Genomic DNA, 13,137 nt, shown 5'->3' on the forward strand with positions numbered 1-13,137 from the left:
GTGGATTACCCTTGCTTGATTCCAGCGAGATTTTTGATAGGCTGTTCCAGCATTGTCTAGTGGCTCTCTCTGCACCTTCCGCGCATGCCCGCTCGTAGCCGTTCATCCCGCCGACAAAATGCATTACGTCAAATCCAGCCTATCAAAACCGTCTTTATGTCTAGCCAGATCCACCTGAACGAAGGATTCCCATGCGTTACGCCTTCAAGTTGAAAAATGGGGCGCTGACCCTATTCGACCCAGACACCGCCTTGCTTTCCATCACGACACCCCATGGTGATGTTCAAAGCACCACGATAGGTCGAGCTGAATCGCGTCTACTGGATCTGCTGCTTACGGAACCCGGTCAGACTAAAAGCCGTGAAGAGATTATCGACTACACCTGGAACGACCGCGTCGTCGCTTCCGGCAGTTTGAATCAGGCCGTTTTCTCACTTAGAAACATTTTGAATGACAGTCGAGATCACGAAATTTTGATGACGGTCCCTCGAAGAGGCTATTGCTTCAACCGTCACTATGTCGTCGATGCACAAACAGACTTGCCGATGCCTTCCGAGGAAGTCGCGCAACCTACTGTACCGGGCATTGAAGCGCTTCCACCCATCGGAAATGATGGTGTCCAGCGGACTCCAGGAAAAGCCATAAAATCAACTTACATTAAAAAAGCCCTGTCAGTCGCTTATGTCTTGACCTTGGGGGTATGCGCTATCACTGGTTTCCGTTCGGGCTTCGATACGCCGAAAGTAGAAATCTCCAGCGTAAAACTGAACGAATTAGTCATCCATGCAGTAGGTAACAGCGTCGCAGAGGCACAATCACTGCGGGATCTTTCGGCTAAACAGGTTCAACAGTCTTCACCAAACTTAAAGGGTCAGGTTTGGTTGAATCTCTTTAAAGCAAACTATTCTGTTTCGTGCGTTCGTCCGGACCTGAGCACTGCGAACTTACAATTGAACAGCAACCAAAAAGACCTCGCCTTGATGATCCAACAATGTTTGGAAGCAACGCCATGAAGCTAAAAATACCTTCAATTGCTCACTGGATAGTGCTTGCCGTCATCAACGCCGCTTGTATTTTTTCCTTAATGTATTCGCCCTCTTATTACATGGAAAATACCAGTTATCAAACAATCACTCGCCAATGGCTCGAAGATTTAAATCAACTCAACACCGAAGAGTACCTGACCATCGGGCACGGTCGCCTTACGCAAACCACTCTGGAAAGCCTGAACGGAAAAATCCGCAACGCTACGATCACCGCGGATATCACCCGGGAAAGCAAACATCACGTCCAGATAAAAACAAGCAACGTCAAACTTAGCCAGGATAACGAGCTATTCGCCATTGAAAAGACACCCGATCTGTTTTTCAGACGGCAATTCATTCTGCAAGAAGGCACTGTTTTAAACTACGAGCTAATCCCTACCGCCGATAAAAAAACCGTATGTTTTTATGTGCATGACCTTGGCCGCTTGCGCTGCATGAATCACTAAGCCATCACGTCATGCCCCATTCGACCAGGCAACAGAATTTGATGATCCTTGCGCCGCTAAAGCCAGCTCAAATATAAAATAATAATTTTTAATTTGAGTCAGACGCCTTTCCCCTGCACAGTCCCTCCTCTTATAGTTTCGGAGCCGTGCCTGCTATCCTCACAGCAGAAAAAACCGGCTCCATGCCTCTTCAAACAAGCTGCATGACATCATGTAAAGATATGTTTCAGCTTCATGCTCCTTCAACACACTTTCTTGGGATGGCAGGTGAAAACACATTTTTTTTTGCAAGCCGTAAAATCGACATCAACCAAAATACTGGTAACTCTATCTCTGGCGGCAATCCCCTTTCATTCGATGGCCCACACTGAATACTCTATCGGCAGCGCAGAAATCGAAATTTACGAAATAGAATTGAGTCCGACTGAGAAACTAAAATTGTCGCGTCTGAAAATCTACTCTGAAAATGAGTTCCATGACGACGAAGAGGCGACTAACGACCATCGCCCTTCCCCACCACAAAATATGACCCATGAGCGTCAGGATTTTTCACTCATTCCACTTTAATAATCATTTGTTCTGACTGCCTAGCCTGTCATCACAGTGAAAGCGGCGCGTTGCGTCATCTGCCGACCGCCCCGTCACTGCGAAAATATGAGTTTTTGACTTTAATAAGCCTCGTGGGAGCGAGATTATCTACAGCCCAAGCCGTGGCAATGATGCGGCTGACACTTTGCTCTGCCTGAAAAGTCACTAATAAGGAAAGCACGTCAATGCAGCTAAAAAATCTCGCAACCGTATCGTTTGGTGTATTGCTCTCTGTCAAGACCATGGCCTACGAAGATGAACATCAGAGCGTTGACCTGACACATATTGAAAGCGACAAAAAAACACTGAGCAATGAAAAAGCCAGATATAAAATTCCCACCAATTATCGTGTCAATGATCTGTTTGCCTTTGATGCTTCAGCCATCGGTCCAACAAGTCAAAAGACCGCCATCTTTGGTTCGAAAATAGCACCGTCCAAACTTCAAAGCCTTTTGGATATACCACTGACCGATGCGTACGTTTTTTCAGCGGCATTGGAGCTCATGCCGGAGTCAGTGACATCAAAGTCTGAAAAAAATGACAACAGCGGTGAAGTCGAGCCAGGTGCCTTTGCGTCATAGTCAATACGCTGAATGTGAGGATTTAGAAGTAAACGAATTGTTACACTCAGCGTTTATTTTTTATGGACGTCACTGTCAATGAGCGGTCAAATGGATCGCTCGTAAACTCTCCCAACTGATTTGCGTTGACGACCGACACCACAGTCGCTGACACACACTGCATAGCACTATCCATTTAGCTGAAGAGCGTTCAACTCCATGAGCATTCCCGATGAAGTCTTTCGTGTAACCTCTACGCCTGCGGAACAACCCCATAGAACAATTGGCCTATGGGATATGAACCTCGTCCCTTCAGAGCGTGAAGCAAGCATTCGACAGCATAAGCTCATTCATAGTCCAAAAATCCAATGCAGCCGACTGGAGTTTGACTCAGCGGTCACTATTATCAGTTCTGTACCTCATGGCTATGTCACCTTTGCCATTTCACAGGCTACCGTTGGCCGCCCCACTATAAATAATCATGAATTACGACCTAACGAAATCATTGTGATGACCAGCGACGAGCCCGTACATTACACTTGCGAGCCGAATGAAACTCTTTTCACACTCACCACGACTTTAGAACACTACAAACAGTGCCTGGAAAGCCACTCAACTATCGATTTGCTTGCAAATCGAAAGGAATACCGCTTTCAGGTTGCAAATTTCAAATCCATACAATCTGCCACTCAAACCATCAACACGTACTTTATCGACGCTAATAATCCACCTGTAGAGAAGCACAGCCGCTCTGATACTTCCGGCATCGAAAGTACACTGCTGATTTCTCTACTCCGGGTACTGACGCCTGCTGGACGCTCCTCGCTAAAAGTCCCAACCCGACGAAAGGTCGCGATGGCAGCGATAGAATACATTCATGACAACCTGAAAAAAGCGCTCTGTATGAAGGCGCTAGTCAAACAGCTCGAGACTACAACTCGCACCTTGCACCATGGATTCGTCGAAACATTCGGAATTTCGCCGATCGCTTACGTTCGAAATTTAAGACTCGCCAATGTCCGCCGAGACTTGATCCGTAATACATGGCCAACGGTTACCGAAACTGCAATGCACTGGAATTTTCAACATCTAAGTCGATTTTCCAAGGCCTATCAGGATGCTTATGGAGTGACCCCCTCCGAAACCACCAGGCGCAACGCTGCAAAATTGACTGTGCCCAACTGCTGAATACGTTAGATGGCAAGTGACACTACTCATGTGGGATGCTGCAGGCGCTTTTCATTAACTGCAACAAACGCACCGCCTAGAAAAATCAATTCGCAGAAAATAACAATCATTAATTTTCATCCATCACTCTGAACCACCAACCTTGCTTACTTCTAACTCAAGGGGGTAAGCATGCGCTATCGATTAAATTCACTGCCGCTCAAGCAAAAAATCATATTTTGTCTTCTCGCCTATTTTAGTGGTTTGGCACTGGCCTGGCTGATGGACTATTAACAACGCGCACCTTTAATTCTTCAGCCCCCACCCAATTGAAGTGCTGTGTTTCGGAGTTTTTATGGTTTCGGCGTATAAAGCGTTGCTTAGAAGGCCCCCATTAGCTTTATGTGCAACAGCGGCGGGTTTGGCCGCATGGTTTTGTGCCGGGAGTATTGATGAGCATCCGGGTCCTGGATGGACGTTATTCATTACCCTGGCGTTTATGCTGGGAGCAATATTTTACAGCACACGGAAGATTCAAAGGTATTACACCTCAACCGCCGTTCAGCTTCGCAAGGCCATAAGCGCGAACGAGTTGGATGTTCACTACCACCCCATCGTAAATTTGCGGACGGGTAACCTGGTCGGGGCCGAATCGCTTTCTTGCTGGTACTCGAAAGGAGTCGCCATCCCGACGGACGTATTCATCGCGGAGGCAGAGAAGTCCGACCTGATTTGCGAGCTTACGCGCTCGCTCATACGCCGAGTTGCGGAGGATTACTGCACTTATCTTTGGGCGTGTAAGGATTTCTACATCACCGTCAATCTTTCCGCTCAAGACATTCTCGATCCTACCTTTCCGGACTTTGTGGCCAGCATCATGGCAACGTACAACTTGCCAGCCACTGCCATCGTCTTTGAAGTCACCGAAAAAAACTTGTTAGACCAGAAGAGCACAGCGACTCAGTTGCACAGACTTCGAGCATGCGGGCATCGTATCGCCATTGATAACGTTGGCTCCGGCTACCTGCGCCTCTCGCTCATCGAATCAGTACCAGTCGACATACTGAAAATAGATCTTACATACATCAAGCACGACACCATCGTCGCCAAGGATGCTATGTGGCGCCATATTGCCAAAATCGCCAGGACCCTAAAGCTCAATGTCGTCGCCGAGGGTGTCGAAACTCAACAGCAACTAACGCACTTGACTTCAGAAGGTGTGGTATTGGCTCAAGGCTGGTTGTTTTCCAAAGAGCTCTCTGTTCGGGCATTGGCAAGACGGTATTTTCAATGCCCCGCAAACATCAGTCCTCACACTGATTGAAGTGACTCAAAAATATCAATCAATGACTTCTATCAGTCTTCGCGATCACTAAAATTCTCAGCGTACACCTCACAATCGACAACCTGTAAAAGGACTCCACCTCACATGTTTTTTCGAAACCTTGGCTTCGTTTCACTGCTTTCGTTGCTGTCTTTTCAGGCACTCGCGGAGGATGACAAAGGTTTGTATCTTGGAGCTGGCGTAAGCAACATTGAAGCTGACAAATCCCAACTGAGCGACGAAGCCTCCAGTTATAAGGTTTTTGCAGGCTATCGTCTCAACGGCTATCTGGCGTTCGAGGGCGCCTACGTTGATCTCGGCGAGTTAGAGGATAAGGACCTGGATTTCGAAGGCAAATCTGTCCAGGCCAGCGCCCATATCGGCTTTCCGCTGGGAGACCGGGTGCGCCTTTACGGCAGTGTCGGTGCTCATGCCTGGGATGCTGACGGCAATGCCAGCGATGATGACACCGGGGTGGATCTGACCTACGGCGCCGGCGTTGAATTTGACGTGTTTCGCAACATCGGTATCCGCGCTGAATATGAAGTGCTGGAGGTTGGCGACATCGACCTGAATCAAACGACAGCCTCTGCTTTTATTCTCTTTTAACGCCAACTTGCATTGAGCGGCCATTGGTCGCTCAACGCACACCCTGAGACCATCCTCCTCGCCGGACTTGCCTTGTCGATCCGCGCGTCACCACTGGCAATTCTGCCCTTCGAGCAGCTGGCATTCGCTGCCTCCCTACTCATTGCGCAGTGACATCGAATGGTCTGCTTTACACAAGTTCTGTGCTGCAAGCAGAGGGCAACTAACGCCCTTATTTTTTGAGGGCTATAGATGAAACCAGGGCGAACTGGGGCACTGTTGCTAGTGTTGACGATCTTGACGGGCTGCACGACAGCGCCGCCAAAGGATCCGAATAATCTGTGCAATATCTATCGTGAGTACCCTGACTGGTACGAAGACTCGTTAGAGATGCAAAAAGAATGGGGTACACCTCAACACGTTGCGATGGCGATCATGAAACAAGAAAGCAGTTTCGTATCCGATGCATTACCTCCCCGTGACTACGTGCTTGGGGTGATTCCGTGGGGGCGAGTCAGCTCTGCCTATGGTTATGCGCAAGCCTTAGACCCTGTCTGGGGTGAGTACAAGGATATGACCGGCAACGGCGGCTCGCGTGACAACTATGATGACGCAATCATGTTTATCGGCTGGTACACCACTGGCACTCACAGCCAGCTCGGGATCTCCAAAGGGGACGCCTACAATCAGTACCTGGCTTACCACGAAGGACGTGGCGGCTTTCGTCGTGGCACCTATCGCAGCAAGCCATGGTTGATGCAGGTGGCACGCAAAGTAGAGCAACAGTCAAAGAACTACCATTCGCAGCTCAGGCAGTGCCGCGAAGAGCTGGAGGATGATCGCAGCTGGTTTTGACACAGCAACACCCTAGATTCTGGACTGATCAGCATCTACCGCCTGTCACACCTTCGTCACATCCACCCGGCACAATGCAGTCAGCCAAAGGGATTTGGCTACGTGTATAAAGAGCCCGGCCACTGCGCCGGGCTTTTTCGTTCCTGCGACATACTTTTCACGAAGTGCTCACAGGATGGAGCGCAGATTGAGCAGACAAAAGGATTTGACCCCATACAGAAAGCCCGCCATGTGCGGGCTTTTTGTTTTAGAACGCCCTACCCCTCCCCGCTTGTATGCCCCGCAGATGGCCCTCGGAATTCACGACGTTTTTGCGAATGCCCGGGTTGAGCATGGAATCAGGCACGCTCGAATTCCCGCGATGACCGGTATTGAACCGGGAGCGTTGAATTGCGTCCAAGGGAAAGAAACCCATCATGGGGATGAAGGCGATGGAAACGCGTGCAGTGATCAGGTTTTTTGCAGCTTACTTGTCCGTCACTCTAACGATTGCATGGTGTGTAGCCGAGGCTTCCCCCTGGATCGCCTCTCATATCCTGATGAAGTGGATGCTTTAGCACAGCATTTTTCGACATCTGGAAATAGGCGCTGAGCATGAACAGCGTTCACGCATGCAGCGCCGTTGCTGCTCTGGGTGGCGAAGATTATGGTTAGTTAACGCAGGCGTACGCAGCTAGCGCGCTTTCAAGAGTCTCAGAATTCATCCGCTCACATTCTGTATTGGCCTCAACTCGGGTCGCATAGCAAATTTTTAGCCTGCACTTACCTTCATTGTCGTAAATGTCGAAATCTATAGGGGCCGTCGTGCAATAGAAACGTGCCCCGCTGCGTGTTGATCCGGTTTCCTTTGGTATCGAGGGGACAACAACGAATCTCGCCATATTGGTTTTTCCCTGTAGTACCCACATGTCAGTGACCTAAGGAATAGCGGCTACTAGCCACTAGATCAAGTGAGCATCTTAAAAATCCGATGAGCAGTTTGTTGCAACCAAAACGCACTCAGATTCACGTCACCGTCCCTGCCCGCTGTTGAACACTCAGGATTCATCTACCACGTGATTACGTAACAAGCCGATGCCTTCTATCTCGACCTCGCACACGTCTCCTGCTTTCATGTAAAGCGCCGGCTGGCGGGTGAATCCGACTCCTGGCGGTGTGCCGGTCACAATGACGTCGCCAGCCTGGAGCGTGAGCGCTTCGCTCAACAAGGCAATCAACGTGGCGACATCGAAAATCATGTCGTCGGTGGAAGCGTCTTGCACAATCGTACCGTTCAAACGGGTCTGCACGTGCAATCCCTTGCCGCCTGCCGGCACCTCGTCAGGGGTGACAAGATAAGGGCCGAAAGCGCCCGTGCCGTCGAAATTTTTCCCGACCGTCCATTGCGCACCCTTCATCTGGAAATCGCGCACGGAACCATCGTTAAACACCGAATAACCTGCCACGTGCTCAAGCGCTTTTTCCTGGGCGATGTGGCGTCCGGGTTTCCCGATGACGACAACGAGCTCACCTTCAAAGTCTAATTGTTCCGAAGCTTTCGGCCGCACCAGAGGCGCGCCGCTACCGATCAAACTTGACTGAAATCGGGCGAAAACAGCCGGATAGATGGGGGGCTGGAATCCGCCTTCTTTTGCATGCTCCAGGTAGTTCAAGCCAATGCAAATGATCTTGCCCGGACTTTGCAACGGCGGCAGCACTTCAACGTCTGTGGCGATGAATACGCGCCCATCCAGTAGACACCGTCCGGCTGCCTGAAGCACTTCGTCACCTTTCTCGATCAAGGTTTCCAAGGTTCCGGGGTAGACATCTTCATCCTCCAAACAACCGCGCAACTGTCCTTTTGCATCCACAACGCCCAAACCTTGCTTGCCGTCCGACTTGAATACTTGAAATCGCATGCCTCTTTCCTCAATTTCTTTGCTTGAGTGCTACCAGCTTTTACATACCATTCCCGAAACAATCACTCTATGTCCATTACCGCCTTGTAGATGGATCGCTTGGGCGCTCCCATTACTCGTCGCACCATTGGCTCGAAGGTGCTCAGCGGGTAAATTTCGCCATCGGGATCGAAAGCAGGGCTGTCGTATTTATCGATAAACTCCACCGTGCGCTCGTAATGCGGATGCCTCTTGAGCTGGTCACGCATGTTGCGATCCATGCCGATGTAGTGAAAAAAATTGTGCCCCTGAAAAATGCCGTGATGCTCGATCATCCACACGTTAGCTTCGGATACGAACGGTTTCAGGATCGCCGCCGCGACTTCGGGATGGTTGTATGAGCCCAGCGTATCGCCAATATCGTGCAGCAGGGTGCACACCACATACTCTTCGTCGCGTCCGTCCTTCAAGGCCAGTGTGGCGCTCTGCAGACAGTGGCTGTAGCGGTCGATGGGAAAACCGCTGAAGTCGCCTTTCAGTAGTTTCAGATGCGTCAGTACGCGTTCAGGCAGTCCGCTGAAATATTTCGCTGCCTGGGGTTTGATGATGTCCCAGTCTTCCTGAGTGCTGTCTTGCATACGTTTGAATGTCGCCAGTTTCATCATGGGAACCTTTATTTCTGATGTGCCGTGCAGGGTGGCCATCTGCATGCGTGCCAGATGGCCTACGGTTCACTTCATTTAAACTACGGCCCCACCATTGGGACTGATCACCTGTCCCACAAAGTAGTGGTCTCCCGCCAGGTACGTCGCCATGGAGGCATATTCCTCCATCTGGCCGAAACGCCCCGCGGGGATCATCTGCCAGAATCTGTTCCTGCCTTCTTCACCGATAGAATCGAGGTATTCCTCGAAGAATGGAGTCGACACGCCTCCCGGCGCCAGCGCGTTGACGAGGATATTGGCACCGGCCACTTCCGCAGCGACTGACTTGGTGAACGCAATAACGGCCCCTTTGGTGGCGCAGTAGTGGGGGCTGTGCAGGCTGATGGTGGAGAAACCTGCAATGGAGGCCAGGTTAATGATCCTGCCGTACTGCTGCGCCTCCATCAGTTTGAGGGCTGCGCGCGTGCAGTAGAACATGCCATGTACATTGACATCCCAATAGCGGAGCCAGTCCTCATCGGTGATTTGGCTAGTGAAGCCCAGAGACTGACGAGGCACTGGCGTGGTCATGTAGGCGTAGTGTTTGTTGCGTCGTTCCGCGTCGGCTTTTCCGGTGGGGGCGACCGCCGCGTTGTTCACCAGAATATGCAGCGTGCCAAAACGTTCTACGGCGCTGGCAAACATCTCTGACACCTCACGGCTTGAAGTGATGTCGCAGCGCAATGCCAGACAGGCTGCGCCCGCCTCTTCCACTTTTTGCCGGGTTTCTTCCAGGGCTGGCATGTCAATATCGCAGATAACGATATCAGCGCCAGCCTTGGCCAAGTCCACCGCGATGCTGCCCCCAAGACCGCGGCCTGCACCGGTGATCAGGGCAATGCGGCCAGCGAGCTTGCCTTGAGTTCTGTCGCTTGTCGCATGTTCGGTTCGTTGTGATTGCTGTGACGACTGCATGGCGCTCTCCCGGATTTAGGTACGATCGATTCTTCAGCGCGTATTCGCGGCCATGTTTCAGGCAGGTCGGCGCATAAGGCTGTAGCTCTGGGCCGTCGGGCCACCGTCGGGCATGCTCGCCATGAACAAGGCCATAGGCGTCACCTCCTGAGGGGACTTGAACCACTCCCCCGCAGGGATGACCGCATTGCGGGTCATGTCGGTCTTGACCGGACCAGGAATGAGTTCGTTGACGCTGATGTTGTATTCATGCAGCTCCAGCGCCAGCGATTGAGTGAGCATCCACATGCCGCTCTTGGAACAGGAATAAGCCGAAAATCCTGACGCAGGACGATTGCGCTGACCGGAGCCAATCATGATGATCTTGCCAGCGCCACGCCTGCGCAGATGCGGGATGGCGGCATGTGCTGTGTAGTACGCACCGGTCAGGTTGATGTCGATCGTCTTGCGCCACAACTCCGGGTCGCTGTCTTCGATCCGACGTTGCTCGGTGGCGACACCGGCATTGGCCACCACAATATCGACTCCACCATATTCATCGCTGGCGCGCTGAAATAAAGAGACCAGCGAAGTGTAGTCACCCACGTCAGCGACATGAGCAATCGCCTGACCACCCGCAGCCTTGATCAAAGCGGCCGTTTCTGCGATTTCCGCGTCGCTGCGAGCGCTGCATACCACGGCAGCGCCAGCCTTTGCATAAGAGATGGCCACGCTGCGACCGATGCCTCGACCAGCGCCGGTAATGATGGCGACCTTACCCTCAAGCGGGTTGGGATTGGTTTGGATCATGATCTGTTCCCTTATTGCCAGTAGGATGAAAATTCAAAAGAGGTGCTGCAGGTTGTCTGTCTCGAAACGGCGTAGATCACGTGCGTAGCTAGCCCTCGCGCAAGCAAATGCCAGCGCGGCGGCGATGGAAATCAGCGGGATCCATTGGAAGGCTTCCAGCAGGCCAATATGGTCGGCCAGCACGCCTGTCAGGTAAGGGCCTGGCGCACCGCCCAGTAGATTGTTGGCCAGCACGAGCGTGGCGATGGCCGTTGCGTGGATGGATGGGTGCACCAGATTGGTCACTACGGCGCCAGCGGGACCATAGCTACCACCAGCGAAAAAGACGCCCATGGCGATCATGGAAAATTGTGCAGCGCCCGGCGGCAAGCGCATGGCGATCATCAGCAATACACAGGCTCCCAGACAGAGCTTGATCGCCAGCGTCAGTTGTTTCTCAGGCGCCTTGCGCCCGGACCTGTCGGCGAAGGCACCGCACACGGCCATGCCGATCCCGCTGGCAATGAGCAGCAAAGCCGCTGCCAATGCTGACTTGTCCAGGACCATACCGTAGTAGCGGTTAATGTAGCTCGGCATCCAGGCGATGATGGCGTATACGATAAACAGCTGCAGGCCACTGGCGACATAGGTGAAAACCAGCGTAGGAGCGCCAAACAACGCTTTGACGATCTTGCGCAGCAACTTGCGGTCCATTTTGCCCAGACGGCTCGCACCATTCACGCCTTCGGACGAATGCTTATGTACATACCGGGCAACGCGGGACTCGGTGATGGTGAATACATAAACCAGCACCAGCAGCAGGCCAAAGAGGGCCATGGCAATGAATGCGGCCCGCCAGCCAAAGTGGGTAGCCAACACGCCACCTGCAGCCATGCCCAGCACCGAACCAAACATGCCCGCAGCAGTGAATACACCGGTCAGAGTGGCGCGCATGGCAGAGGGAAAAATACTCAGGATGATAGCGAGACCGACACTTCCGTAACCGGCCTCACCCAGCCCCACGAAAAAACGCGCGGTCAGCATATGACCATAGTTTTGCGCGAAGCCGCACCCCAGGGTGGCGAGGCTCCAGAACAACACCATCAGCACAACACATTTAACGCGTCCCAAGCGATCGGCCAACACAGCGACCGGGACCGCTAACAAACCAACCATCAGACCGACAATACCGCTGAGCAAACCGAGCTGGGCATCGGTCAGGATCCATTCGGTTTTCAGCTGGGGAAACACGGCACTGAGCACCTGCCGCGACATGTAGTCTGACAACATCAGGCCGAAGATGATGGCAAATACCAGCCAGGGATAGACGCGCGAGGCTGAAGCCTCGAACCGAAGGCCTGCTTTTGCAAACGAAGCGACAGATTCTTCCTGCATGGGTGTGCCCTCTTGGTCTGTACTACGGAGATGGGGCTGGCATGTTTCAATAAGGTTGATCGCCGATGATGGTGGCGCGGTCCATCTTGCGATGGCAGGGCGGGTAATCCATCACGGCGTAATGTTGGGTCGAACGGTTATCCCAGATCGCCACGCTGTTTTTCTTCCAGCGCCAGCGCACTTGATACTCGGGGATGTAGGCCTGGCTGATCAGGTACTGCAAAAGTTCACCGCCGCTCTTGTTGTAATCCTGGCCGTAACGCACCCTTTCCCTGGTGTGGTAATTCACGAAGTGCGTCGCGAAAGCATTGACGAACAGGATCTTTTCACCCGTTTGCGGATGCGTACGCACCACCGGGTGTTCGGCATCTGGAAACTGGGTTTTCAGCGCGAGGCGCTTTTCCTTCGGCATGGCGGCACCGAAGCTGGACTCGATGCTATGGCTGGCAACCAGGTCGGCAATCCTCGCCTTGACGTCATCCGGCAGCTTCTCGTAGGCCAGCACCATGTTGGCCCACAGGGTATCGCCACCGACCGGCGGGCATTCCACGCAGCGCAACACGGCACCAAAGGGGGGGGCTTCGCGCCAGGTTGCGTCGGTGTGCCAGCAATTCTCGTAGCGATCGATCGGGTGGTCCGGGGTCTTGTAGATTTGCACCAGACCCGGAGCGTCTGCGTGTGTGGGTGCCACCGGGTGATCTTCAAGGTCGCCGAAGCGGCGCGCAAAAGCTGCATGTTCGGCGCTAGTGATGTCCTGGTCGCGCACAAAGAGCACGCGGTGCTTGAGCAAGGCCTCATGGATAGCTGCGAACAAACCATCGTCATGTACCGCGTCACGTAAGTTGACATCGATCAGCTCGGCACCGATGGCACAGCTCAGTTGTTCGACTCTCATTTGCGCCGC

14 protein-coding genes are annotated in these 13,137 nt (G+C 52.4%); 8 read left to right on the forward strand and 6 right to left on the reverse strand.

Annotated features, from left to right (window positions below):
* Window positions 1-191: 191 nt before the first annotated feature.
* From AC3ISI_RS17360 to AC3ISI_RS17395, 8 genes are all read left to right on the forward strand, one after another.
* Entirely contained in the window at window positions 192-1,013 is an 822-nt protein-coding gene (locus AC3ISI_RS17360; protein ID WP_489333041.1) for a winged helix-turn-helix domain-containing protein, read from the forward strand.
* A complete protein-coding gene (locus AC3ISI_RS17365; RefSeq protein ID WP_489333042.1) occupies window positions 1,010-1,492 on the forward strand; it encodes a hypothetical protein in 483 nt (160 codons plus the stop codon). Before AC3ISI_RS17360 ends, AC3ISI_RS17365 begins: the two co-directional genes overlap by 4 nt.
* Window positions 1,493-1,759: 267 nt before the next feature.
* The gene (locus AC3ISI_RS17370) at window positions 1,760-2,059 is read left to right on the forward strand and encodes a hypothetical protein (RefSeq protein ID WP_489333043.1); all 300 of its coding nucleotides are present in this window, start codon (window positions 1,760-1,762) and stop codon (window positions 2,057-2,059) included.
* A 206-nt stretch (window positions 2,060-2,265) separates the two neighbouring features.
* The gene (locus AC3ISI_RS17375) at window positions 2,266-2,661 is read left to right on the forward strand and encodes a hypothetical protein (RefSeq protein ID WP_489333044.1); all 396 of its coding nucleotides are present in this window, start codon (window positions 2,266-2,268) and stop codon (window positions 2,659-2,661) included.
* 198 nt (window positions 2,662-2,859) lie between these two features.
* Window positions 2,860-3,828, forward strand: a complete 969-nt coding sequence (locus tag AC3ISI_RS17380) for a helix-turn-helix domain-containing protein (protein WP_489333046.1) — start codon at window positions 2,860-2,862, stop codon at window positions 3,826-3,828.
* Between the two features lie 334 nt (window positions 3,829-4,162).
* Entirely contained in the window at window positions 4,163-5,131 is a 969-nt protein-coding gene (locus tag AC3ISI_RS17385; RefSeq protein WP_489333047.1) for an EAL domain-containing protein, read from the forward strand.
* A gap of 105 nt (window positions 5,132-5,236) precedes the next feature.
* Window positions 5,237-5,740, forward strand: coding sequence for an outer membrane beta-barrel protein (locus AC3ISI_RS17390; RefSeq protein ID WP_489333048.1), 504 nt, complete (start codon window positions 5,237-5,239; stop codon window positions 5,738-5,740).
* A gap of 231 nt (window positions 5,741-5,971) precedes the next feature.
* The gene (locus AC3ISI_RS17395; RefSeq protein ID WP_489333049.1) at window positions 5,972-6,574 is read left to right on the forward strand and encodes a transglycosylase SLT domain-containing protein; all 603 of its coding nucleotides are present in this window, start codon (window positions 5,972-5,974) and stop codon (window positions 6,572-6,574) included.
* A gap of 1,037 nt (window positions 6,575-7,611) precedes the next feature.
* Here AC3ISI_RS17395 and AC3ISI_RS17400 read toward each other — a convergent pair.
* The 6 genes from AC3ISI_RS17400 to AC3ISI_RS17425 all read right to left on the reverse strand — a co-directional run bounded on the left by AC3ISI_RS17400 (window position 7,612) and on the right by AC3ISI_RS17425 (window position 13,128).
* Window positions 7,612-8,472 carry a fumarylacetoacetate hydrolase family protein gene (locus AC3ISI_RS17400; RefSeq protein ID WP_489333050.1) on the reverse strand — a complete coding sequence of 287 codons (861 nt, stop codon included), beginning with the start codon at window positions 8,470-8,472 and terminating at the stop codon, window positions 7,612-7,614.
* A 62-nt stretch (window positions 8,473-8,534) separates the two neighbouring features.
* Window positions 8,535-9,155: an HD domain-containing protein gene (locus tag AC3ISI_RS17405; RefSeq protein WP_489333051.1), complete on the reverse strand. Its 621-nt coding sequence runs from the start codon at window positions 9,153-9,155 to the stop codon at window positions 8,535-8,537.
* 36 nt (window positions 9,156-9,191) lie between these two features.
* On the reverse strand, window positions 9,192-10,070 hold the full coding sequence (locus AC3ISI_RS17410; protein WP_489333052.1) for an SDR family NAD(P)-dependent oxidoreductase: 879 nt from the start codon (window positions 10,068-10,070) through the stop codon (window positions 9,192-9,194).
* A 57-nt stretch (window positions 10,071-10,127) separates the two neighbouring features.
* Window positions 10,128-10,859, reverse strand: coding sequence for an SDR family NAD(P)-dependent oxidoreductase (locus tag AC3ISI_RS17415; protein WP_489333053.1), 732 nt, complete (start codon window positions 10,857-10,859; stop codon window positions 10,128-10,130).
* Between the two features lie 33 nt (window positions 10,860-10,892).
* Complete coding sequence (locus AC3ISI_RS17420) at window positions 10,893-12,233, reverse strand: MFS transporter (protein WP_489333054.1); 1,341 nt, start codon at window positions 12,231-12,233, stop codon at window positions 10,893-10,895.
* 46 nt (window positions 12,234-12,279) lie between these two features.
* Window positions 12,280-13,128 carry a TauD/TfdA dioxygenase family protein gene (locus tag AC3ISI_RS17425; RefSeq protein WP_489333055.1) on the reverse strand — a complete coding sequence of 283 codons (849 nt, stop codon included), beginning with the start codon at window positions 13,126-13,128 and terminating at the stop codon, window positions 12,280-12,282.
* Window positions 13,129-13,137: the final 9 nt, after the last annotated feature.

The sequence above is a fragment of the Pseudomonas sp. GL_139_B genome (assembly GCF_057834475.1).